Annotated in this window: 20 protein-coding genes; 6 read left to right on the top strand and 14 right to left on the bottom strand. The window is 72.0% G+C overall.

Going from position 1 to position 21,656, the window contains the following annotated elements:
- The 3 genes from der to HB662_RS09500 form a co-directional block, all read right to left on the bottom strand.
- On the bottom strand, nt 1–1,338 hold the full coding sequence (der, locus tag HB662_RS09510) for a ribosome biogenesis GTPase Der (RefSeq protein ID WP_168049510.1): 1,338 nt from the start codon (nt 1,336–1,338) through the stop codon (nt 1–3).
- Between the two features lie 189 nt (nt 1,339–1,527).
- Nucleotides 1,528–2,856 carry an outer membrane protein assembly factor BamB family protein gene (locus HB662_RS09505; protein ID WP_245185550.1) on the bottom strand — a complete coding sequence of 443 codons (1,329 nt, stop codon included), beginning with the start codon at nt 2,854–2,856 and terminating at the stop codon, nt 1,528–1,530.
- Nucleotides 2,853–3,503 carry a tetratricopeptide repeat protein gene (locus tag HB662_RS09500; protein WP_168049509.1) on the bottom strand — a complete coding sequence of 217 codons (651 nt, stop codon included), beginning with the start codon at nt 3,501–3,503 and terminating at the stop codon, nt 2,853–2,855. Before HB662_RS09500 ends, HB662_RS09505 begins: the two co-directional genes overlap by 4 nt.
- An 82-nt stretch (nt 3,504–3,585) precedes the next feature.
- Here HB662_RS09500 and HB662_RS09495 point away from each other — a divergent pair, with 82 nt between their 5' ends.
- Nucleotides 3,586–3,981, top strand: coding sequence for a hypothetical protein (locus HB662_RS09495; protein WP_168049508.1), 396 nt, complete (start codon nt 3,586–3,588; stop codon nt 3,979–3,981).
- 30 nt (nt 3,982–4,011) lie between these two features.
- Here the strand turns inward: HB662_RS09495 and HB662_RS09490 are convergent, their stop codons facing one another.
- Both HB662_RS09490 and HB662_RS09485 read right to left on the bottom strand, forming a co-directional pair.
- Entirely contained in the window at nt 4,012–5,736 is a 1,725-nt protein-coding gene (locus tag HB662_RS09490; protein ID WP_168049507.1) for a hypothetical protein, read from the bottom strand.
- A gap of 74 nt (nt 5,737–5,810) precedes the next feature.
- Entirely contained in the window at nt 5,811–7,133 is a 1,323-nt protein-coding gene (locus tag HB662_RS09485; RefSeq protein WP_168049506.1) for a dihydroorotase, read from the bottom strand.
- Nucleotides 7,134–7,304: 171 nt separating this feature from the next.
- Between HB662_RS09485 and HB662_RS09480 the strand changes: the two genes are divergently transcribed.
- Nucleotides 7,305–7,778, top strand: a complete 474-nt coding sequence (locus tag HB662_RS09480) for a cupin domain-containing protein (protein WP_168049505.1) — start codon at nt 7,305–7,307, stop codon at nt 7,776–7,778.
- A 176-nt stretch (nt 7,779–7,954) separates the two neighbouring features.
- On the opposite strand, the gene asnB is transcribed toward HB662_RS09480, so the two are convergent.
- From asnB to HB662_RS09465, 3 genes are read right to left on the bottom strand one after another with little or no spacing between them, the layout of a single operon-like run.
- A complete protein-coding gene (asnB, locus tag HB662_RS09475; protein ID WP_168049504.1) occupies nt 7,955–9,718 on the bottom strand; it encodes an asparagine synthase (glutamine-hydrolyzing) in 1,764 nt (587 codons plus the stop codon).
- Nucleotides 9,718–10,767 (bottom strand): glycosyltransferase, encoded by a 1,050-nt coding sequence (locus tag HB662_RS09470; RefSeq protein WP_168049503.1) that lies wholly within the window; start codon nt 10,765–10,767, stop codon nt 9,718–9,720. Before HB662_RS09470 ends, asnB begins: the two co-directional genes overlap by 1 nt.
- Complete coding sequence (locus HB662_RS09465) at nt 10,764–11,693, bottom strand: glycosyltransferase family 9 protein (protein WP_168049502.1); 930 nt, start codon at nt 11,691–11,693, stop codon at nt 10,764–10,766. The genes HB662_RS09470 and HB662_RS09465 overlap by 4 nt, the downstream gene beginning before the upstream one ends.
- 95 nt (nt 11,694–11,788) lie before the next feature.
- On the opposite strand from HB662_RS09465, the gene ygfZ reads away from it, so the two are divergent.
- Entirely contained in the window at nt 11,789–12,619 is an 831-nt protein-coding gene (ygfZ, locus tag HB662_RS09460; RefSeq protein WP_168049501.1) for a CAF17-like 4Fe-4S cluster assembly/insertion protein YgfZ, read from the top strand.
- A 69-nt stretch (nt 12,620–12,688) separates the two neighbouring features.
- Here the strand turns inward: ygfZ and HB662_RS09455 are convergent, their stop codons facing one another.
- The 3 genes from HB662_RS09455 to HB662_RS09445 all read right to left on the bottom strand — a co-directional run bounded on the left by HB662_RS09455 (nt 12,689) and on the right by HB662_RS09445 (nt 15,214).
- The gene (locus HB662_RS09455) at nt 12,689–13,306 is read right to left on the bottom strand and encodes a hypothetical protein (RefSeq protein WP_168049500.1); all 618 of its coding nucleotides are present in this window, start codon (nt 13,304–13,306) and stop codon (nt 12,689–12,691) included.
- An 88-nt stretch (nt 13,307–13,394) separates the two neighbouring features.
- Nucleotides 13,395–14,018, bottom strand: coding sequence for an isochorismatase family protein (locus HB662_RS09450; protein ID WP_168049499.1), 624 nt, complete (start codon nt 14,016–14,018; stop codon nt 13,395–13,397).
- Nucleotides 14,015–15,214, bottom strand: a complete 1,200-nt coding sequence (locus HB662_RS09445) for an FAD-dependent oxidoreductase (protein ID WP_168049498.1) — start codon at nt 15,212–15,214, stop codon at nt 14,015–14,017. The genes HB662_RS09450 and HB662_RS09445 overlap by 4 nt, the downstream gene beginning before the upstream one ends.
- A 96-nt stretch (nt 15,215–15,310) precedes the next feature.
- Here HB662_RS09445 and HB662_RS09440 point away from each other — a divergent pair, with 96 nt between their 5' ends.
- Together HB662_RS09440 and HB662_RS09435 are read left to right on the top strand one after the other, a co-directional pair.
- Complete coding sequence (locus HB662_RS09440) at nt 15,311–16,129, top strand: S49 family peptidase (protein ID WP_168049497.1); 819 nt, start codon at nt 15,311–15,313, stop codon at nt 16,127–16,129.
- A gap of 307 nt (nt 16,130–16,436) precedes the next feature.
- The gene (locus HB662_RS09435; protein ID WP_168049496.1) at nt 16,437–17,588 is read left to right on the top strand and encodes a two-component system sensor histidine kinase NtrB; all 1,152 of its coding nucleotides are present in this window, start codon (nt 16,437–16,439) and stop codon (nt 17,586–17,588) included.
- 154 nt (nt 17,589–17,742) lie between these two features.
- Here the strand turns inward: HB662_RS09435 and HB662_RS09430 are convergent, their stop codons facing one another.
- Together HB662_RS09430 and HB662_RS09425 are read right to left on the bottom strand one after the other, a co-directional pair.
- Nucleotides 17,743–20,106, bottom strand: a complete 2,364-nt coding sequence (locus HB662_RS09430; protein ID WP_168049495.1) for a bifunctional diguanylate cyclase/phosphodiesterase — start codon at nt 20,104–20,106, stop codon at nt 17,743–17,745.
- Between the two features lie 145 nt (nt 20,107–20,251).
- Nucleotides 20,252–20,437, bottom strand: a complete 186-nt coding sequence (locus tag HB662_RS09425) for a tautomerase family protein (RefSeq protein WP_168049494.1) — start codon at nt 20,435–20,437, stop codon at nt 20,252–20,254.
- 54 nt (nt 20,438–20,491) lie between these two features.
- Here HB662_RS09425 and HB662_RS09420 point away from each other — a divergent pair, with 54 nt between their 5' ends.
- On the top strand, nt 20,492–21,211 hold the full coding sequence (locus tag HB662_RS09420) for an alpha/beta fold hydrolase (protein WP_209443208.1): 720 nt from the start codon (nt 20,492–20,494) through the stop codon (nt 21,209–21,211).
- Here HB662_RS09420 and HB662_RS09415 read toward each other — a convergent pair.
- A complete protein-coding gene (locus HB662_RS09415; protein ID WP_168050043.1) occupies nt 21,196–21,600 on the bottom strand; it encodes a ketosteroid isomerase-related protein in 405 nt (134 codons plus the stop codon). The genes HB662_RS09420 and HB662_RS09415 overlap by 16 nt on opposite strands.
- Nucleotides 21,601–21,656 lie beyond the last annotated feature (56 nt).

Below are 21,656 nucleotides of genomic sequence, written 5' to 3'. Positions count from 1 at the left end.
CTACTCTTCCTCGCCGTAGGGGTTGTCCGTGCCGCGCAGATGCAGGCGGATCGGCACGCCCGGCATGTCGAATTTCTCCCGGAAGCTGTTCACCAGATAGCGGCGGTAGTCTTCGGGCAGCATCTCGGCGCGGGTGCCGAACACCGTGATGGTGGGCGGGCGGGCCTTCGGCATGGTGGCGTAGCGCAGCTTGATGCGCTTGCCCTCCACCAGCGGCGGCTGGTGGCGTTCCTTCATCGTCTCGAACCAGCGGTTCAGCTCGCCGGTCGGCACGCGGCGGTTCCACAGGTCATAGACGGTGCGGACCGTCGGCATCAGCTTCTCGAGGCCCCGGCCATTCGCGGCAGATAGCGGCACCACTGCGATGCCCTTCATCTGCGCGAAGCTGGCGGTCAGCGTGTCCTCCAGCTTGCGGCGCGTCGCGGTGCGATCCTCCACCGCGTCCCATTTGTTGAAGGCGATGACCAGGCCGCGCCCCTCGCGTTCCGCCAGGCGGCCGATGCGGAGGTCCTGCTCGTCCATGCCCTGGATCGCATCGACCACCAGGATCACCACCTCGGCTTCCTTCAGCGCGGCGATGCTGGCCTCGGTGGAGATCTTCTCCAGATGCTTCTCGATGCGGGCCTTCTTGCGCAGGCCAGCGGTATCCACCAGCCGGATCGGCCCCTCGGCGTCGCGGAATTCGACGCTGATCGCATCCCGTGTCAGCCCCGGCTCCGGCCCGGTGATCATCCGTTCCTCGCCGACCAGCGTGTTGAGAAGGGTGGATTTGCCGGCATTCGGGCGGCCGAGGATTGCCAGCCGCAGCGGCCTCTCGCGCTCCTCCCCCCGTCCGCGGCGCGGTTCCGCCTGCAAGCGGTCCCGCACTTCGTCATGCAGATTACCAAAACCGTCGCCATGTTCGGCGGAGACCGCGATCGGGTCGCCGAGGCCGAGTTCATAGGCCTCCATCGCCGATTGCATGCCCAGCCGGCCCTCGGCCTTGTTCGCCACCAGCAGCACCGTGCAGGGCGCCTTGCGCAGCCATTGGGCGAAGGCGCGGTCGGCGGCGGTCAGGCCGGTGCGGACATCGACCACGAACAGCACCAGGTCGGCCTGGCGCAGCGCGCCCTCGCTGCTCGCGGTCATCCGCCCGGCCAGCGTATCCGGCGCCGCTTCCTCCAGCCCCGCCGTATCGATCAGCCGCACCGGGATGCCGCCGATCTCGGCCTCGACCTCCTTGCGGTCACGGGTGACGCCGGGGGTGTCGTCCACCAGCGCGATCTTCCGGCCGGCCAGGCGGTTGAACAGCGAGGATTTGCCCACATTGGGCCGGCCGAGGATGGCGACGGTCTGCATGGTATTCCAAAGGTCCAGGCCCCGCGGTGCGCGCGGCCAAGCTCCTACATAGCACCGCACGCGCCATCTGGCGCGCGCTTGCTCGTCATGGCGCCCCGGCGCGGCGGTCCATGCCCTCGCTGGCCGGACGGGCCACGCCCCTCGGCCGGCGGAACATGCCGGCCGCGGTCCCTGATCTCGGAAGCCGCTTCAGCGCAGCGCCATCAGCGTCCCGTCATCGCCCAGCAGCACCATCGTGCCCTGTGCCAGCGCGGCCGGCAGGGTGACGCCGGAGGAAAGCGGCACGCGGCCGGCGATGCTGCCATCGCCGGGCGCCAGCATCAGCACCTCGCGGCGGCTGGACGGCACCATCACATAGCCGCCGGCCAGGATCGGCGGGCCGAAGCGCGCCGCCTCATCCCGCCGGCCACCGGCCGGGGAGGGGTCGAGTTCCGAGACCCAGCGGATGCGGCCATCATCCCGCCCCACCGCCACCGCTTCCCCGGCGCGGGTGACGGAGAACACCCAATCGCCCGCCGCGGCCGGGCCAGTGCCGCCGCCGAAGGTGCGTTCCCACAGCCGCCGCCCGCTGCGCAGATCCACCGCGATGGTGGTATTGGCCATGCCGGTTGCCAGCACCCGGCCGCGATCGATCACCGGCAGCCCGGTGACGCCGACGATATCGGCCAGGCTGGTGGCGCCGATGGTGCCGAGCCCCTCGGACCACAGCAGCCGCCCATCCGAGGCACGCACCGCGGTCAGCTCGCCGGTGCCGAAGCCGGCCACCACCGCCTCGCCTTCCACCGCCGGTGCGGGCAGGCCGAGCGGCAGGGTGCTGGCCGCCCCGGCCCGATGCGTCCACAGCCGGCGCCCGTCTTCCGTCGACAGGGCGAGCAGGTGGTTCTCCAGCGTCGCCACGAAGATCCGCCCGCCCGCCACGGTCGGCGCGCCGCGGGTCGGCGCGGGGGTGCGGACCCGCCAGCGCACCGCGCCATCCTCCGGCGACAGGGCCAGCACCTCGGCCATGCCGGTCGCCACATACAGCACGCCATCGGCGAAGGCGGCGCCGCCGCCGACCGTGCCGGCGCTTTCATCCTCCGGCGTCGTCTCCACCCGCCAGCGGCGGCTGCCATCGGCCAGCGCGAAGGCTGAAACCTGGCCGGAGGCATCGACGGCATAGACCGTGTCGCCCGCGATGATCGGCCCGGCGGTGAGCTGCGACCGGTAGCCGGAGCCGCCGCCGATCGAGGCCCGCCAGGCCTGGCGCGGCTCCGCGGTGAATTCGGCGTGTCCCGGCGCGTGGCTCGGCGGGCCGCCCGCCTGCGGCCACTCCGCCAGCGCCGAGGCCGGCGGCAGCGCCACATTGCCCTCCGCCCCGCTATCGGCGGCCAGCGGCGGGTCGGCGGTCAGCACGCTGCGGCGCTCACCGGGCAGCGGCGTCTTGCTGCTGCCCCACAGATTATTGAGGCCGGAGCAGCCGGACAGCAGCGCGGCCGCGCCAAGCAGCCCGGCGCGGCGGGAGAGTTTGTTCATCATCATGATCCGAGCCCCGCCGCCAGCCGCTGCGCGCGTTCGCGCAGCCCAGGTGTCGCCGCCGTATCCGCGGCCAGCGCCTGCAATTGCTGCCGCGCCTCCGCGGTGTCGCCGCGGCGAATGGCGACGAGGGCCGCCATTTCCCGCGCCGGGGCCTGCCAGGCATTGCCCGGCTGGGTCAGCGGCGCGATGCGGGCGGCCAGCTGCGCCGGGTCCGCCGTTTCAAGCCCGTGGCCGACATACAGCAGCGTGGCGAGGTCGCGGTACAGCGCCTCCGCCGCGCTGTCGCCGGCCACCTGGTCCCACAGCGCCAGCGCCGCCGGCACGTCGCCGGTCTCAGCCTTCAACGCGGCGGCACGCAGCCGGGCGAGGGTGCGGTAGCCATCGGGGGCCTCGCGCGCCAGGGCACCGAAGCCATCGGCCACGGCGGGCAGGTCCGCGCCCGGCGCTTCCGCGGTACGGTGCAGGGCCAGGTAGGTATTGGCGGCGGTGGCGGCCTGCCGCGCCTCGCTCCAGCGCCAGGCCTGCACGCCACCGGCGCCGGCCAGCGCCAGCAGCACCACGCCGATCACGACGCCACCCCAGCGCTTGGCCAGGCGGCGGGTGCGATCGGCGCGGAGATCCTCTTCGATCTCGTCGAAGATATCGGGCACGGGCAATCCTTTGGTCCGCAAGGGGCCGGACCATAGCTGTCCGTACAGGTCACGTTAAGCCCGGCGCCGTAGGTTCCCGCCCATGCCCAGCCCGCCTTGCCCCGAAAGCGCCCCTTCGGCCCGGTTCGCCCGGCGCAAGCTGCCCGCGGTGGCGCCCCTGCTGCTCGCCCTGGGCGGCCTTGCCCTGGGCGGCTGCCAGGTCGGGCCGACGGTGGCGGCGAGCGCGGGGCCGGTGCTGGTGGTCAGCGGAGCTTCCCTGGTGTTGACCGGGCGCACCCCGGTGGACCATGTGGCCAGCCTGGTGACCGGGCGGGATTGCTCGCTGGTGCGGCTCGAGAGACGGGAAAGCTGGTGCGCGCCGCCAGCCGCCCCGCCGGCGCCGGCCGCCTATTGCACCCGGTCGCTCGGCAGCACGGATTGCTGGACCACGCGCCCCTTCAACGCCGGCCGGCAGGTGGCGGACCCGCCTGCGCCCTGAGCCTGCCGGAGCCCAGGTCCTGAAAAAGGCTCAGGCCAGGGGGCCGCGCCAGAGCTGGATGCCCGGGCCTTCCCCAACCCGGGGATTGGCCAGGTTCAGCACGACCGGGCGTTCCGCCACCAGCCGCCAGGTGCCGGACAGCATCTTGATGGCGACCGCTTCCTCCCCCCGGTTCATCGGCGACAGCATCAGCCAGCGGACCCGCGCGCTGAGCGCCGGCAGGGCGCGGGACACCAGGCCCGACAGCAGGCGGGGCACGCCGACGCGGAGGTAGTCCCAGGTCTCCTCCCGCTCCAGCAGGTCCTGCGCCAGGGCGCCGCGGGGCGGCAGCTTGTCCGGGTCCGCGCCCACCGCGGCCTGCAGCAGCCGCGCTGCCCCGGCCTCCAGACCCTCCGCCTGCAGCGCCGTCAGCAGGCGGCCGAAGCGGCCGGGGTCGGATTCCGTGGCATGCACCACAGGCACCAGCCCGCGCCGGCGGGAGGCGAGCGCCGCGGCAAGCGGCAATTCGGGAGGCTGCACGCCCAGGAACAGCGCCCGCCAGCTTTTCCGCGCTTCCTGCAGGCTGCGGTCGAGGCCGACCCAGTCGGCGCCCTCGCCGGTCGCCCCGGCCGGCATGGCGCTGCCGAGCACGGCCAGATGCGCCGCGGCGACCTGCGCCGGGCCTAGCGGGTCCTGCGCAGGCGCGGGCTTCGGCGGCGCAGCCTTCGGTGGGACCGCAGGCTTGGCAAGCGCCGCGGGCTTGGGTGCTGCGGGTGCAACTGCCGCCGGGGACTTTGGCGCGGGTGTTCCGGGCGTGGGTGTTCCGGGGGTGGGGGGCTTGGCGGCAGCGGGTGCGGCCGGCTTGGGCTGCACGACGGGCGGTGGTTCCACCGCTTGCGCCTTGGCTTCCGCGGCCTTGGCTTCGGTCGCCCTGGCTTCCTGAGCCACGACTTCGGTCGCCTGGGTTTGGGGCGTCTTGGCTTCTGGCGCGCGGGTCACGGGCGGCTTGCTCGCCGGCGCCTCCGGCGCGGGCGTCTTGCCCACGGGCACCGCGGGCTGAACTGCCGCCGCCGGCGCGGCCTTGAGGACCGGACGGCTGGCAAGGATGGTCTGCGGCGTAGGTGCCGCGGCCGGCGCCTGCACGGGCACCGCGACCGGCGGAGCGGCGGTCCCAGGGGGCGTGACCGGAGGCGCCTCGGTGGGGGAGGGCTGGACCGGAGGCGCCTGGAGTGGGGGCGCCTGTACCGGGGGCGCTTCCACAGGGGCCGCATCGCCCCGAGCCGGCATCGGCGCCTCGGACCGCGCCGGCATCGACGCCTCGGACTGCGCCGGCATCGGCACGGCGGAGGGGGCCGCGGACGGCGCGAAGTCGGTGGCGGGCGTCTCGGTGGGGTCGGAGTTGCGGCCGCCGAGAGCGGCCAGCAGGGGGCTGGCCCAGATCGGCGCGGCGGGCTTGGCGGGGGCGGTGGCCAGGAAGGACAGCAACCCGGCCGGCGGCGGCGGCGTGGTGGCCTCCGGCGGGATCTGCGGCGAGGCCGGGGCCGGGGTCGGGGGGGAAGCCGGGGCCGGGATCAGCAACGGGGGCTGCGACGCCGGGGGCGGCGGCGCCACGGAGAGCAATGCGGCCAGCGGGCCAAGATCGGGCGGCGCCAGATCTTCCGGCGGGCTGGTTTCCCCGGCAGCCTGGGCCACCGGCTCCACCGCCGCCTGGCGCGGCGCCAGCGAGGCACGCAGCCGGGCCGCCCAATCCACGACACCCTTGTCCTGCTGCGCCATCACCATCTCCCGATCCCCCCGTCGCGTCTACCAGTCGCGAAGGGGCGCCTCAACCGCTGATGGATGCAGGCGGTTCAGGGGGCGAAGCGGGCCGGGATGCCGGCGGGCTCGCCCAGCACCGCATCCTCGCGCATCACCGCCTGGCCGCGGATGATGGTCATCACCGGCCAGCCGGTGCAGCTCTGCCCGGCGAAGGGAGTCCAGCCGCAGGGCGAGGCGATCCAGCTTTCCTCGATGGTGCGGGTCTTCTTCATGTCCACCACGGTGAAATCGGCATCGTAGCCGGCGGCGAGCCGCCCCTTGCCGACCAGGCCGAAGACCCGCGCCGGGCCGGCATTCAGCAGATCCACCATGCGGGGCAGGGAAAGGCGGCCGGCATTCACATGGTCCAGCATCAGCGGCGCCAGCGTCTGCACCCCGGTCAGCCCGGCGCCGCATTCCGGCCAGGGGCGCTCCTTCGCCGCGCGGCTATGCGGCGCGTGGTCGGAGCCGACGCTGTCCACCGTACCATCCGCCACCGCCGCCCAGGCTGCTTCCATGTGGCGCGCGTCGCGGATCGGCGGGTTCATCACGGCGTAGCCGCCGAGGCGGTCATAGGCCTCATCCGTCTGGGTCAGGTGGTTCAGCAGCACCTCCACCGTGCAGACATCGCGGAAATCCTTGAGGTAGTTCAGTTCCTCGGCGGTGGAGACGTGCAGGATATGCGCCGGCCGCCCGGTCTTGCGGGCCAGCGCCATCAGCCGCCGCGTGCCGAGGAAGGCGCATTCCACATCGCGCCATTCGGCATGCATCCGGTGCGGCATGCCGGTGGTGTAGGCGGGCTTGCGCGCCTGCAGTCGGTACTCGTCCTCGGAATGGTAGCTGATGCGCCGCCGGCCGCTGCGCATCACGGCTTCCAGGCTGGCATCATCCTCCACCAGCAGGTCGCCGGTGGAGCTGCCCGCAAAAACCTTCACGCCGCAGACATTCGGCTCGGCTTCCAGTGCCGCCAGCTCGGCGATGTTGGACTTCGCGGCGCCGACATAGAAGCCGATGTCGCACCAGGCGCGGCCGGCGACGAAGTCCCGCTTCCAGTCCAGCTTCTCCCGCGTCGTGATCGAGGGATTGGTGTTCGGCATGTCGAAGACGGTGGTCAGGCCGCCGAGCACCGCGGCCCTGGTGCCGGTCGCAATGGTCTCCACCGCCGCATCGCCCGGCTCGCGCAGATGGACGTGGCTGTCGATCAGCCCGGGCAGCACATGCAGGCCGGTGCAGTCGATGGTCTCGGCGGCGCTGGCGGTGCGCAGGTCGCCGATGGCGGCGATGCGGCCGGCGCGGACGCCGACATCGGTGGCCTCCATCCCCCAGGGCAGGACCACGGTGCCGCCGCGCAGGACGAGGTCATAGGTCTGGGTCATGGCGGCGCTGTCCTCTGCTGTCCCGGTTTCTATAAGCGTACCGCAGCGCGCGGCACAGTCACTCAGGGGCCGGCTCGGCGTGAAGGCGGAGCGGACCTGACCGTTCCACGCTGGCACTGAGCTGAGAGATGTTGCAGGCTGCGAGACCCTCAAAGCGTCGGGGCTGAAGCAATGCCGACCGATCAAGACCCGCTGGAGCACCTCTGGTTCCTGAACACGCAGGTCATCCTTCGCATCCGCCACACGGACGGGACGGACGGCCTTTCGGTGCTCGAGCATCGCGTCCCCTACGGGGATTCGCCGCCACTCCACGTCCACCGCAACGAGGACGAGGTTTTCCACGTGCTTGAGGGGGAGCTCCGCTTTCTCGCCGGCGCGCGGGAGCTTCGCGCCCATGCAGGCGACAGCCTCCTCACACTGAAGGGCGTCCCGCACACCTACCGGGCCGAATCCCCAGGTGGAGCGCGTTTCCTGACGATCGTGCGGGGCGGCGACTTCGAGGGCCTCGTCCGCGCGCTCGGCCGACCCGCCGAACGGGACGGCCTGCCCGATGCCGCGGGGCCACCCTCGCCCGAGCAGGCCGAAGCCCTCGCCGAGGCCTGCCTTCGCCATGGTGTCGAGCTGGTCGGGCCGCCCCTGAGTTAGCGGGCAGGGACGACCTGCCCCTTCCCACGCTCTCTGCGAGTTCCAGGGGCGAGGTGCCGGAATGCGCGCTCCGGGCACGAACGGAACGACTTCCCGGAGCCAGGCTCAGGACGAGGTCGTAACCGCCGAGAAGGGTCGAGAGGAGACATCCCGCCCCCAATTCGGCGACACCCGATTCAGCCCCCCAGCACCTGCCACACATCGCCCGCCACGTCCCGCCGCTCCACATGGGCACGGTGCCACAGCGCGTAGAACAGCAGGTGCCAGGCGGCGAAGCCGCGGTGCTTGTCGCCGGCGGCATTGCGGAACAGGCTGGCGACCCGGTCAGGCTTCGCCACCTCCGCCACCCCGGGCTGGGCGGCGACCAGCGGGCCGAGCCGGTCCCCCACGCCGCCGATCCAGGCCGCGACCGGCACGGTGAAACCCTGCTTGGCGGCAAAGGGTTGCGCCCCCGGCACATGCCGGGCGGTCCAGGCGCGCAAAAGCCATTTGCCGGTGCGGCGGCGCACCTTCAGGTTGTCCGGCAGGCGGAAGGCGCAGGCGGCCACTTCCGGGTCCAGGAAGGGGGTGCGGCCTTCCACGGCATGCGCCATCAGGCAGCGGTCCAGCTTGGTCAGCAGGTCGTTCGGCAGCCAGTCCGCGATATCGGCGGCCTGGGCGGCCTGCAGGCGGGTGCGGCCGGGCAGGGCGGTTGCGGCCTCCGCCGCCGCGATGCCGTCCCGCCAGGTGCGCGGCGCCTCCCGCAGCACGTCCTTCACATGGTCGAAGGCGCCGGTGGCGCGCGGCCGGCGGCCCCAGAGCCAGAGCGGCCGCATGGCGCTGCGGTAGCGGCCATAGCCGCCGAACAGCTCGTCCCCGCCCTCGCCGGACAGCACCACCTTCACATCCTGCCGGGCGCGGCGGGCGAGGAACCAGGTGGGGATGATGGCGTAATCCGCCGCCGGGTCGTCCATCGCCGCGACGATCTTCGGCAGGTGCCGCCAGACCTCGGCCTCGGTCACCGTGACCAGGGTGTGGATGGCGCCATGCGCCTTCGCCGCCGCTTCCGCCGCCGCGCGTTCATCCGCCGCCCCCGGCACGTCGAAGCTGGCGGTGAAGGCGCGCACCGGCTGGCTGTTCAGCCGGGCCATCATCGCCAACACGGCCCCCGAATCGATGCCGCCCGACAGGAACAGGCCATAGGGCACGTCGCTGCGCTGGTGCAGGCGGACGCTGTCCTCGAAGGCGGCGTCCAGCCGGGCCAGCGCCTCCTCCTCCGTCACCGCCACCGGCCCGCCTTCCGGCAGCGCGGCGCGGCGATGGCGCTCGACGATGGCGCCATCGGCGATCACCACGGTTTCGCCGGGCAGGATTCGGGAAATGCCGGCGAAGATGGTCTCGGCGCCGGTGGTGAACTGGATCTGCAGCAGTTCGTCCCGCGCCTCCGCCCGCACCACCGGCTGCACCAGCCCGGCGGCGAGCAGCGCCTGGGGTTCGGAGGCGAAGGCGATGCCGCCCGGCACCTCGGCCAGGTACATCGGCTTGATGCCGAAGGGGTCGCGCGTGAGGATCAGGCGGCGGGTCGCGCGGTCATGCAGCGCCATGGCGTACATGCCGCGCATCGCCTGCGCCGTGGCCGCCACGCCGTCCCGGCGATACAGGTGTAGCGGCGGCTCGCAGTCGGAGCCGGTGGCGCAGACCAGCGCATGGGCTTCGCGCAATTCGATGTAGTTGTAGATCTCGCCATTCGCGACCAGCGTGGTGGGACCGGCGAAGAGGGGCTGGTCGCCGGTCGCCAGGTCGATGATCGCCAGGCGGTTATGCGCCAGGCCCACATTGTCCGCGATATGCACGCCCTGCCCATCCGGCCCGCGATGCGCCAGCGCGGCCAGCATGGCGTGCAGGATCGCGGGGTCGGGCGTCAGGCCCTGTTTCAGCGCCAAGCCGGCAATGCCGCACATCAGCCCTGTTCCTTTCGCGCGGCCGCCTCGGCCAGGAAGGCGGCCCAGGCGGCCAGCACCGGCCCTTCGGCGTGGCGCGCCAGGAAGGCGGCGCGGCCGGCGGTGGCGATCGCCTCGGCCCGGGCCGGGTCGTCCAGAAGCTGCGTGATGGCGGCGGCCAAAGCGGCGTGGTCGCCGATCGGGGTCAGCAACCCGGTCTCGCCGGGGCGGATCACCTCCCGCGGCCCATCGGCGGCGGTCGCCACCACGGGGCGCGCGGCCGAAAACCCTTCCAGCACCACATTGCCCAGCGGCTCGATCCGCGATGGCACCACCAGCATCCGGCTGGCGGCGAGCAGCGCGCCGACATCCTGGCGCCAGCCGAGGAAGGCCACCCGGCTGCCGAGGCCGAGTTCCCGCACCAGCCCCTCCAGCGCCGCCCGTTCCGGCCCCTCACCGGCGAGCGCCAGATGCACCGGTGTCGGCAGCAGTGCCATGGCGCGGAGCAGCGTCGGAAAATCCTTGTTCGGGTGCAGCCGGCCCATCGCCAGCAGTGGCACCGCGCCGGGCGGGAAGGGCAGGGCGGCGGGGGGCGTGCCGGCCAGGTCGGCGGCGAAATTCGGTACCAGCCGCACGCGATCCGCCGGCCAGCCCTGGGTGGTGATCCAGTCGCACAGACCCTGGGTATTGGCGGCCAGCAGGTCACAGCCGCGGTAGTGCTTCAGCGCATAGGCGCCGCCGAGCCGCCCGGCCATCGCCCAGCCATCGCCGGGGCTGGTGGCGGCGCGGGCGAAGCCGGCGGCGCGGTTCATCCAGGCCACCACCACCTGCGGCCGGAAGCCGCGCAGCGCGGCGCGCAGCCGCCCCGCCGTCAGCCAATCGAGCGGCCCGCCGAAGCCGAGCTGCACCGGCGCCACCCCGCCCGCCGCCAGCCGCGCGGCGCGGCCCGGCTCGCGCCGGATCACCGCCAGAACGTCCAGCCCGGCGCGGTGCTGGGCGAGCACCAGCCGTTCGAAGAAGGCCTCCGCCCCGCCCTGCACGGCGCCAGCCATGACATGCGCAACCCTCATGCCGGTTCAGCGGAGGCGGGGATCGGCGCGGCGAGCAGGCGTTCGGCCGCCGCCAGCACGCGGGATTCGGGCAGGGCCGTCATCGGTGACTCGAAGGGCGGGCCATCGGCCTCCACCGCCACGGCGCGGGGGCCGCAGGGGCCGTATTCGGCGGCACTGCTGCGGCCGAACAGCCCGATGGTGGGCGCGCCGGTGGCCGCCGCCAGATGCATCAGGCCGGAATCATTGCCGAGGAACAGCGCCGCCCGGCGCAGCACCGCCGCCACCTCCGGCAGTGCCAGGGTGCCGACCAGGTCCACCGCCTCCGGGAAGGCGTCCAGCACCGGCGCGGCCATGGCGCGCTCGCCCGGCCCCGGCCCGCCGAGGATGGCGATGCGCGCCCCGGCCAGGGCGCCGCCGGGCCCGGTCAGCGCGCGGGCCACCGCGATGAAGCGCGCGGCCGGCCAGACCTTCTCGGACCAGTTGGCAGTCGGTCCCAGCACCAGCCAGGGGCCGCCCGGCAGCAGGGCGGCGGCGCGCGCCTCATCCGCCGGGGCGGTCCAGGCGACGGGCAGCGGCGGCGGCGCCAGGCCGAGCAGCGCGCCGAGATGGGTCAGCCGGTGCCCCGGCCGCCTGCCGCCCTTGCCCGTCAGCCGCCGCCGCGCCGGCACCATCCAGGCGAGCGCCGAGGCGCGGAGGTCCACCACCAGGTCCCAGCGGGTACGCGCCACCTGCCACCACAGGTCCAGCCAATGGGCGGAGAAGCGCTTCTTCGCCAGCACGATCAGCCGTTCCAGCCCGGGCATCCGGGCGAAGACCCCGGCCGCCGCCGGGCCGCAGGCCACCGTGATGCGCGCGCCGGGATGGGCGCGCAGCAGATGGTCCAGCAGCCCGGTGGACAGGACCGCATCGCCGATGCGGGTGGCGGTGACGAAAAGGATGCGCATGCGCCGCCTGCCTAGCACGGCGCCCGGAATCGCCCCAAGCGGCTCCCGGCTTCGGGCTGGTTGCAACGCGGTCGCATCTTGCCCATCTGCCGGGCATGCCGATCACCCTTCTGACCGGACGCGGCGTTGTGGAAGTGGCCGGCCCGGATCGGGTCGGCTTCCTGCAGGGCCTGGTGTCCAATGATGTTGCCGCCGCCGGCCCGGGCCGTGCGGTCTGGGCCGCGCTGCTGACGCCGCAGGGCAAGTGGCTGGCGGATTTCTTCATCCTGGCGGAGGCGGAGCGCCTGCTGCTGGATGCGGAGGCCGCGCAGGTGCCGCTGCTGGTGCAGCGCCTGTCCCGCTTCCGGCTGCGCGCCAAGGTGACCCTGCGCGATGCCTCCGCCGATTTCACCGTGCTGGCGGGCTGGGGCGGCGCGGTGCCGCCGCCCGGCACCCTGTCCGCGCCCGACCCGCGCCTGCCGGAGGCCGGTTGGCGCGCGCTGGTGGCGCAGCAGGTGGCCGCCGATGCGACGGAGGCGGATTACGACCTGCACCGCCTGCGGCTCGGCCTGCCCGATGGAAGCCGCGACCTGGAGCCGGAGAAATCCGTGCTGCTGGAAGGTGGCTTCGACGAACTCGGCGGCGTGTCCTGGACCAAGGGCTGCTACATGGGGCAGGAGCTGACGGCGCGGACCAAGTATCGCGGGCTGCTGAAGCGCCGGATCATCCCGGTGCGGGTGGAAGGCGGCCTGCCGCCGGCCGGCACGCCGGTGCTGCGGGATGGCGTCGAGGTGGGTGTCATGCGCTCCGCCCGGGACGGCCACGGCCTGGCGCTGCTGCGGCTGGATGCGGTGGCGCCGGGCGTGACGCTGACCGCCGATGGGGCGCTTCTGACGCCCTTCGTGCCCGGCTGGATGAAGCTGCCGGTGCCGGCCGCGGCGGAATGATGCCGGCGACCGGTTCCCCGCTCAGCGCCGGGGCCTCTCAGCGTCGGGGCCTTTCAGCGTTGGGGCCTCTCAGCGTCGGGGCCGCGTCGCCACCTGCGGGTAGTGCACGCAGGCCTCATGCACCGGCAGCATGGTGACGCCCCCGCGCGGCGCATATTCCACCACCGGCTGGCCGAGGAACGACGTGCGGACGGAGCCGAGATAGCCGGTCATTTCCAGCCGGGCATAGCCGGTGCGGCGCATCTCGTTCCACAGCGCCTCGGCGTAGGAAATGCCGGTGGCCTGCGCGGCGAGGCCGGAGCCGCAGGCGAACAGGCGCAGATCGACGAAATCCTTCCGCAGCCCCTCCTTCTCCAGATGCCGGGCGAATTCGGTGGCGAGCCAGGATTTCATCACCCCGCCCTCCCATTCCCGCCCGACCTGCACGCCACCACGGTCCGCCCCGATGCGGCGGGACCCGCGCGCGGCGCCATGGGCGATGACGAACAGCGTGTCCTCGGTGCCGAGCACCTTCAGCATGCCCTGGCCGAACAGGCGCCGGACCGCCTTCAGCCCGCCCGAGCTGGTGTTCGAAATGACCGGGCATTCCGGCCGGCCGGTGCGGCGCAGATCGGCGTTCCAGTCATTGGCGAAATCCATCATCTCCGCGGAGCCGACCGGAAGATAGAGGTAGGTCAGGCCGGGCATCGCGGTTCACCTGTGCGGAATATGGGCCGGACCTCACCACCTCCCGCCTTCCCATGATAGAGGGGCTCGGAACGATTGGTTGCGCGTCCTACCGCGCCGCCGCCTCGATCTCCGCCCGCATCTTCAGGTCCGCGTATTTCTGGCCCATGTCGAACAGGTTCGCCTCATGCGGGCCGATCGCGCGGTCGCCGACGCAATCGGTCGGGACGATGGTGCGGAAATTGTGCTGCAGGCTGTCCACCACCGTCGCCCGCACGCAGCCGGACGTCGTGCAGCCCGCCACCACCACGGTATCGGCGCCCTGGAAGCGCAGCCAGGATGCAAGGTTGGTGTCGAAGAAGCCGCTGGCGCCCTGCTTGCGGACGATGTGCTCGCCAGCCACCGGCGTCAGCTCCGGCACGATCTGCGACAGCGGCGAATGTTCGGTCAGCTTGAGCAGGGACGGCGCCTTGAGCGTGAAGACGCCGGCATCGGACCCATCCTCGGCATAGACCACGCGGGTATGCGCCACCGGCCATTTGTGGCGACGCGCGAAGGCCAGCAGATGCACCGTCTGCGCGATGGCGGGCGCGATGTTGCCGCCGCCGAAATGCTCGGGATCGGCAAAGCCCACGACGAAATCGACGATCACCAGCGCCGGGCGGTTGCCCATGCCGGCGGTCTGGCCCATGCCCTGGCGGTGGTAGATCTCGGCCTCGGGGTGTCCGCTCATGCCACCGCCTCCAGGTCACGCAGGGATTGGATCATCGAGGACCGCAGCAGGTAGGCGCGATGCTTCGCCGGGTCGGCCACCGTGGCACGCAATTCGTCGTGGTAGGCGCGGCGTGCCGCCGGGTCGCGCTGGTTCAGGATCTGCCGGTTCCGCAACGCCTGCTGCTGCACCACGTCGAGCGCCACCTTGCGGCGCTGCCGCCCGTAGCGGCCCATGCTCTCCAGCGGTGCGCCGCGCCAGACCTCGACCAGCTTCTGCGCCAGGTTGAAGGCATCATGGATGCCGCCATTCATGCCCATGCCGCCGAGCGGGTTGTTGATATGCGCGGCATCGCCGGCCAGGAAGACGCGGCCATGGACGTATTCGTCCACCACCCGTTCATGCACCCGGTAGCCGGTGCGGTGCACCACCTCATAGCCCGCCGCATTCGGCACCACCGCCTGCAGCCTTTCCTGCATCCGCGCCGGGGATGTCATGCGCTCCTCCGTCTCCTCCGGATCGGTCGGGAACAGCACGCGCCAGAGTGTCGCGGTGCGCAGCAGCACGAACCATTCCTCGGGGTCCGAGATGTAGGAGATGTCGGCGAGGTCCGGGATCGCCTCATGGAAGGCGAAGGTGGTGGAGAGCGACAGGAAGATTTCCGGGATGGTCTGGCCGCGGAACTCGGTGCCCACGGCGCGCCGCACGGCGCTGCGCGCGCCATCGGCGCCGATCAGGTAGCTGCCGGCCAGCTTCTCCGTGCTGCCGTCATGGCGCTCGATCACCAGCGTCACGCCATCCGCATCCTGCGCCACATCCGCGGCGCGGGCATCGTAGATGAAGCTGACATCGGGGTTCGCCGCCATGCGGTCCCGCAGCATCTGGGTCAGCCGCCATTGCTCGCATTGCAGGCGATAGGGGTGGTCCGTATCGGCCGAGAGCACGCCCATGTCGAAGGTGGCGATCGGCCCGGTGGCGCGGTCGCGGAACTGCCATTGCGGGCAGACCAGCCCCTGTTCGATCAGGCTGTCCACCATCCCGAAGCGGCGGAGCATGTCCAGCGTCGGCGGGTGGAAGGTCGACGCGCGCAGGTCGGTCGGCAGGTCCTTCGCCTGTTCGACGATGGTGACCGGTATGCCTTCCCCGGCCAGGTAGGCGGCGGCAACCATGCCGACCGGACCGGCGCCGGCGATCAGGACAGGAAGGGGCTTGGCCATCGGTCTCTCACAGGTATCGCTGCGACAATGGCGCGCGGGCGGTTGCGGCGGAAGGGGGACGCTTGTGTGGACGTCGCGGCGGCGCATCTATCCGGGATGAAGCTTCCCTTCCTGCCCAGGCCGCCCCGCATCGCCCTGCTTCGCCTGTCGGGCGCCATCACCGCCCGCGGCGCCAGCCCCTTCGCCACCACCGGCATCAGCGCCGAGGCCAGCGGCCCGCTGATCGACCGCGCCTTCGGCATGAAGCGCCTGGCGGAGGTGGCGCTGGTGCTGAATTCCCCTGGCGGATCGCCGGTGCAGTCCAGCCTGGTGGCGCAGCGCATCCGCCGGCTGGCGGACAAGAAGAAGGTGAAGGTCACCGCCTATGTCGAGGATGCCGCGGCCTCCGGCGGCTATTGGCTGGCCTGCGCGGCGGATGAGATCGTGGCCGACCCGGCCAGCATCCTCGGCTCGATCGGCGTGATCAGCGCCGGCTTCGGGCTGGAGGAGGCGATCGGCCGGATCGGCGTGCAGCGGCGCATGCACACCGCGGGCACCGAGAAGAGCTTCCTCGACCCCTTCCGCCCCGAGCGGCCGGAGGATGTGGCGCGGCTGGAGACGCTGCTGGCCGAACTGCACGAAGTCTTCCGCGACTGGGTCCGCAGCCGCCGCGGCGCGAAGCTGAAGGCGCCGGAGGCCGAATTGTTCAACGGCCGCTTCTGGAGCGGCCGCCGTGCGGTGGAACTCGGCCTGGCCGACCGGCTGGGGGAGGTGACGGCCGAACTCCGCGCGCGGCATGGCGACAAGGCGCAGATCATCCCAATCGGCGCCCGCCGCCCGCCCTGGCCGCTGCGGCTTCTCTCGGGCGCCGCATTCGCCGAAGGCGCGATGGAGGCGGTGGAGACCCGTGCGGCCTGGGCGCGGCTCGGCCTCTAAGCCTGACAATGAATGATCCAGTCACAGCAAATTGAGACAGGTCGTTTAAGATATATTCTTTTCCTGTAAGGAGCTGGCGCTACCTTCGTTTCACAACGGCTCGGGTTTCGCCATGCGCCAGTTCACGACAGGCTATGCGGCGGGGAACGGTTCTGATGCATCTGGCGACCCTGCCAGGTTGGAGGCCTGGAGGGCCGCCTACGTGGCCAAGGGAGGGCGGAGCCCGCCCAGCCTGAAGCCGCTGCATCTGGCGGACGCCAGGCTGGAGCGGCCACCCCGGCTCCATAAACCGGCCAGGCCCGGGCGGTTGAAGGCGCAGGCCGTGACGCCCGGCGAGGCATCCGGTCCGGCTCCACCCGCCGCAGCCGCCACAGCCGCCGCCGACACGCTGCAGGTGTATTTCGACCATGCGCCCGAATGCCTGTTCCAGGTCCGCGTGATGCAGGACCGGAGCTTCGTCTATGAGGCGCTCAATCCGGTGGCCCTGGCGCGCATCGGCGCCGCGCCGGAACATGTTCTCGGCAGGACACCCGTGCAGGTCCTTGGCGACGAATTTGGCGGCCTCATCACCGAGGGGCTGGAGCGCGTGCGCGCGACCGGCCAGGCCTATGCCTACGAGCCGACCGTCACCTATGGCGGTGAAACCCTGACCTACGAGGCGGTGTACATGCCGCTGCCGGGGCCGGATGGCGCCGTGCGGGGCATTCTGGGCCGGGCGCGGGACATCACGCAGCGCCGGCAACTGGAAGCATCCCTGTTGCAGGCGCAGAAGATGCAGGCGCTGGGGCAGCTGGCGGGCGGCGTGGCGCATGATTTCAACAACGTGCTGCTGGCGATGGCGGGCTGCCTGAAGCTGCTCGGCCGGCAGAGCAATGGCGCCGGCGCCGCGGCCCTGCTGGCCGAAGCACATCGCAGCGTGCAGCGCGGCACCGCGCTCACCACCCGGCTGCTGGCTTTCGCGCGGCAACAGCCGATGGCGTCGGAGCCGGTGGATGTGAACCAGTCCCTGGCGGAGATGGCGGCGCTGCTGGACCGCACGCTGGGTCGGGGCGTCCGCGTCCTGCTGCGCGCGGCGCCCGACCTGCGGCCCGCCAGGGCGGACCGGAACCAGTTCGAACTGGCGATCCTGAACCTCGCGATCAACGCCCGCGACGCCATGCCGGAGGGAGGCCGGTTGATCATCACCACCCGGAACCTGGACGCTGGACAGCCGCCGGTCGCCGGGATGGAGGCCGGTGCCTACGTCGCCATCGATGTCGCCGACACCGGGGAGGGCATGACGGCCGGGGTGCTGGCGCGCGCGCGGGAATCCTTCTTCACCACCAAGGCGCCCGGTCGCGGCAGCGGGCTGGGGCTGAGCATGGTGGATGGCATGCTGCGCCAGATCGGCGGCGGCATGGAGTTGGCGAGCAGCCCCGGCGCCGGAACCTGCGTGACGCTGTACCTGCCGCGCGACTGAGCGCCGGGGCATTCGCGAGGCACCGCACGCCGGAGCTGGACACGCCCGACTTCTACCCGGCCGGCTGGCCGCGTGGTGGTGACGGGCCGCGACCTGCTGGAACGGCATGGCCGGTGCAGCTGCGCCATCGCCTGCAACACCGCCGGCACGCCGTTCAGGCCGCGATTCGAGCCTCGCGCAGCAGGCCGGCGACGGAACTCGCGGGCTTCGGCTGGCCGATCAGATAGCCCTGCACCTGGTCGCAGCCCTCCTCCCGCACATACTCCAGCTGCGCCGCGGTCTCGATACCCTCCACCGTGGTGCGGATGCCGAGGCTGCGGCCAAGGCCGAGGATCGCCCTTACGATGGAGGCGGCATCCGGGTTGCTGTTCATGTCGGCGATGAAGGAGCGGTCGATCTTGATCTTGTCGAAGGGAAAGCTGCGCAGGTAGCTCAGCGAGGAATAGCCGGTGCCGAAATCGTCCAGCGAGACACGGATGCCGAGCGCACGCAGCGCATGCAACACGCCAAGCGTACCGGCGGTATCGGCCAGCAGCACGCTCTCGGTGATCTCCAGCTCCAGCCGCTGCGGTGGCAGGCCGGCGGCGGCGCAGGCGCCCTGCACCATCGCCAGCAGGTCGGGGCTGCGGAACTGCACGGCGGAGAGGTTGACCGCCACGTCGATCTCGCCCGGCCAGCTTGCCGCCTCCCGGCAGGCCTCGCGCAGCACCCATTCGCCGATCGGCACGATCAGCCCCGTCTCCTCGGCCAGCGGCACGAATTGCGCGGGCGGGATCAGGCCGCGCTCCGGGTGGCGCCAGCGCAGCAGCGCTTCGAAGCCGGTGATGCGGTTGCTGTCCAGGCCGAGCAGCGGCTGGTAGGCCAGCTCGAACTGGTCGCGCTTCGGCGCCTCCCGCAGATCCAGCTCCATCCGCCGGCGCTCCTGCATGCGGGCGTCCATCTCCTTCTCGAAGAAGCGGAAGACGCCGCGGCCATCGGTCTTGGCACGGTACAGAGCGAGATCGGCGTTGCGCAGCAGCGCGGCGGAATCCGCGCCATCCTGCGGGAACAGCGCGATGCCGATACTGGTGCCGATGTTCAGCACCTGGCCATCGACGAAGAACGGGCGCGCCAGCGCCGAAACCATGCGGGAGGCGAGTGCGGTGGCGGCTTCCGGCTGCTCGCCGCCGCTCTGCAGCACGGCGAATTCGTCACCGCCCAGCCGGCCGATCAGGTCGGTGTCGCGCACCGTGTCCCGCAGGCGGGACGCCACCTCGACCAGCAACGCATCGCCGACCGGGTGGCCCAGCGTGTCGTTCACCAGCTTGAAGCGGTCGAGGTCCAGCGCCAGCACCGCGAAGCGCGTCTTCTGGGTGTGCGCCTGCTGCACCATCAGCGCCAGCCGCTCACCGAAATTGGCGCGGTTGCCCAGGCCGGTCAGCGCGTCGTGATGCGCCAGGTGGCGGATCTGCGCCTCCGCCGCACGGCGGTCGCGCAGATCGCGGAAGGCGATGACGCGATGCGGCGCGCCGCCATAGCTGATGGTGCGGGAGACCATTTCCATCGGGATGCTGCGACCCTCGGCATCCAGCGCATCACCCTCCGCCCGCGCATTGTCCTGCAGCAGCAGGCTGCGCGTAGCCGAATCCGGCACCAGGTCTTCAAGGCGCAGGCCGGCCAGGTCGTCGGGCTTGCGGCCCAACACCAGTTCCAGGCTCTGGTTGGCGGTAACCAGCCGTTCCCCGTCGCAGACCAGCAGCCCCTCTACCGCCGCATCGGCCAGATGGCGCATGCGCAGCATCTCATCGTGCCGCTGCCGCTGGTCGCGGCGCTGCAGCGCCAGGCCGTAGAGGCTGAGCAGCAGGATGGCGATGCCGCCGGCGCCGACCAGGTAGGCAAGCCAGCGGGAATCGGCCGGCGGCAACTGCTCGATCAGCGCCATGTCGGGCAGCACCAGCATGGCGGTCATGCCGGTGAAATGCAGGCCGCAGATCGCCAGCGTCAGCAGGATGGGGCCAAGCAGCCTCGCCGCGCGCCCTTCCGCAAGGCCGAGGCGCAGCGCCAGCGCACCGAAGCCGACGCCGATCAGCAGCGACATGGCGATGGTGCCGTCATCCCACAGCACCGCGCCGCCCACCCGCCAGGCGGCCATGCCGGTGTAGTGCATTGTGCCGATGCCGAGGCCGAGCAGCGCGCCGCCCGTCAGCCGGTGCCAGGCGCCGCCGCGCAGCGCAAGGGCGAAGGCGCAGGCTGCCACCAGCAGGGCCGTCAGCAGGGAGAACAGCGTGAGGCCCGGGTCGTAGCCGATGGTCGCGACCGGCTGGTAGGCGAGCATGGCGATGAAATGCGTCGCCCAGGTCGCGCTGCCACTGGCGAAGGCGGCAATGGCGATGCCGCGCAGGCGCCCGCTTCCGGGATGCTGCTGCACATGGCGCAGCAGGGCGAAGCAGGCATGGGCACCAAGGATGCAGACCAGCGCCGCCAGCAGGACCATGCGCGGGTCGTGCATGTTCGTGACGCAGTCATAGAGCTGGAACATGCAGAACTCCCGCGCTGACGTGCGGAAGCCGCACCCTGCTGGGAATTAGGGTGGCCGCTATTAACCATTTCTGTCTGGCGCCGTAAGGTCGGACCCCGCGCGCCTTCACCGGTAGGTGAGCAGGATTCGGGCGGGGCGCCGGCCGCTACCGCTCGCTGAACAGCACGCCGCCCTTGGCCTTCGAATCCTTGTCGGATTCGACGATCTGGATGGTCACCGCCTCGGCCGGCACGCCGAAATTCTTCACCATCGCCTCGGTCATGTCCTTGACCAGGCCGCGTTTCTGTTCGGTGGTGCGGCCGGCAACGGCATAGATGATGATCTCGGGCATGATGTTCTCCTTCTCCACCGCATCCTGCGTCCGGCCGCCGACGAGGCCAAGCGCATGCCGGCCGAACGCGGGCCCGAAGGCATGAGCGTGGTGCTGCTGCCCGGCTTCATGCTGGATGCCGGGCTGTGGGAGGAGATGGCACCGCTGCTGGCGCCGCTCGGCCCGATCCATCACGGCGACCTGTTCCAGGACGACACCATGCAGGCCATGGCGGCGCGCGTGCTGGCGGAGGTGCCGGGGCGCTTCGTGCTGGTCGGCTTCTCCATGGGTGGCTTCGTGGCGCGGGAGGTGGCGCGGATGGCGCCGGAGCGGGTCCGCGCCCTGGTGCTGGTCGCCACCTCCGCCCGCGGCGACAGCGCCGCCCAGCGCGCCCGCCGCCAGGCCATCGCCGGCCGCCCGGCCGACCAGGCGTTCCGGGGCATGAGCCGCAGCGCCATCGCCCGCGGCCTGCACCCCGACCGCGCCGGCGACATGGCGCTGGTGGACCGGCTGCGCGGCATGGGGGACCGGCTGGGCGGCGCGGTGTTCCTGCGGCAATCGCTGCTGCCGCGCCCGGCCTTCGATGACCGGCTGGGCGAGATCACCTGTCCGACGCTGGTGGTGGCCGCGGCGCAGGATGCGCTGCGATCCGTGCCGGAATCCGAGGAACTCGCCGCCGGCATCCCCGGTGCCCGGCTGCATGTCGTCGAGGGCAGCGGCCACATGCTGCCGATCGAGGCGCCGGAGACGCTGGCCCGGCTGATCCTGGATTTCGTGGCTCAGGCGGAAACCTGACGGATCCAGTCCGGCAGGTTGTAATGCGTCGCCACCCGCGCGATGCGGCCGTCGCGGATGGTCAGGAAGGCGCCGGCGGGCAGCGTGTAGGTCTGGCCGCGCGCCTCGGGCAGGCCCTCATCGGTGCGCTGGTACCGGCCGAGCACGGTGAACTCCGCCGCGGCGCGGGTGCCGGTGGCATCGACCATCACCACCAGGTCCGCGATGCGCTCGGCATAGGCCGCATCCATCTGCGCCAGGAAGGCGGCGAAGGCAGGCTTGCCGGTGCGGCGGGTGCCCTGGTTCGGGTCATGCACCACGTCGTCGGTCAGCAGGGCCAGCATGGCGGTGCGGTCGCCTGCGTCGAAGGCGGCGTAGTAGGCGCGGATCAGGCGCTCGGTCTCGGTCAGGCGCGGCGTCCCTTGCTGGCCGGGCCCTCGCTTGCTCGGCAGGGCGGCGGGGGGGT

This window comes from Falsiroseomonas frigidaquae (assembly GCF_012163145.1).
Taxonomy (GTDB): Bacteria; Pseudomonadota; Alphaproteobacteria; order Acetobacterales; family Acetobacteraceae; genus Falsiroseomonas; species Falsiroseomonas frigidaquae.
The sequence above is the reverse complement of the archived record's forward strand: the minus strand, read 5'-3'. Positions and strand labels throughout refer to the sequence as shown.

Excerpts from the sequence above, each read along its gene's own strand:
- der (WP_168049510.1), bottom strand. The coding sequence starts at position 1,338 with ATGCAGACCGTCGCCATCCTCGGCCGGCCCAATGTGGGCAAATCCTCG.
- HB662_RS09505 (WP_245185550.1), bottom strand. The coding sequence starts at position 2,856 with ATGATGATGAACAAACTCTCCCGCCGCGCCGGGCTGCTTGGCGCGGCC.
- HB662_RS09495 (WP_168049508.1), top strand. The coding sequence starts at position 3,586 with ATGCCCAGCCCGCCTTGCCCCGAAAGCGCCCCTTCGGCCCGGTTCGCC.
- HB662_RS09490 (WP_168049507.1), bottom strand. The coding sequence starts at position 5,736 with ATGGCGCAGCAGGACAAGGGTGTCGTGGATTGGGCGGCCCGGCTGCGT.
- HB662_RS09485 (WP_168049506.1), bottom strand. The coding sequence starts at position 7,133 with ATGACCCAGACCTATGACCTCGTCCTGCGCGGCGGCACCGTGGTCCTG.
- HB662_RS09480 (WP_168049505.1), top strand. The coding sequence starts at position 7,305 with ATGCCGACCGATCAAGACCCGCTGGAGCACCTCTGGTTCCTGAACACG.
- asnB (WP_168049504.1), bottom strand. The coding sequence starts at position 9,718 with ATGTGCGGCATTGCCGGCTTGGCGCTGAAACAGGGCCTGACGCCCGAC.
- HB662_RS09470 (WP_168049503.1), bottom strand. The coding sequence starts at position 10,767 with ATGAGGGTTGCGCATGTCATGGCTGGCGCCGTGCAGGGCGGGGCGGAG.
- HB662_RS09465 (WP_168049502.1), bottom strand. The coding sequence starts at position 11,693 with ATGCGCATCCTTTTCGTCACCGCCACCCGCATCGGCGATGCGGTCCTG.
- ygfZ (WP_168049501.1), top strand. The coding sequence starts at position 11,789 with ATGCCGATCACCCTTCTGACCGGACGCGGCGTTGTGGAAGTGGCCGGC.
- HB662_RS09455 (WP_168049500.1), bottom strand. The coding sequence starts at position 13,306 with ATGCCCGGCCTGACCTACCTCTATCTTCCGGTCGGCTCCGCGGAGATG.
- HB662_RS09450 (WP_168049499.1), bottom strand. The coding sequence starts at position 14,018 with ATGAGCGGACACCCCGAGGCCGAGATCTACCACCGCCAGGGCATGGGC.
- HB662_RS09445 (WP_168049498.1), bottom strand. The coding sequence starts at position 15,214 with ATGGCCAAGCCCCTTCCTGTCCTGATCGCCGGCGCCGGTCCGGTCGGC.
- HB662_RS09440 (WP_168049497.1), top strand. The coding sequence starts at position 15,311 with ATGAAGCTTCCCTTCCTGCCCAGGCCGCCCCGCATCGCCCTGCTTCGC.
- HB662_RS09430 (WP_168049495.1), bottom strand. The coding sequence starts at position 20,106 with ATGTTCCAGCTCTATGACTGCGTCACGAACATGCACGACCCGCGCATG.
- HB662_RS09425 (WP_168049494.1), bottom strand. The coding sequence starts at position 20,437 with ATGCCCGAGATCATCATCTATGCCGTTGCCGGCCGCACCACCGAACAG.
- HB662_RS09420 (WP_209443208.1), top strand. The coding sequence starts at position 20,492 with ATGCCGGCCGAACGCGGGCCCGAAGGCATGAGCGTGGTGCTGCTGCCC.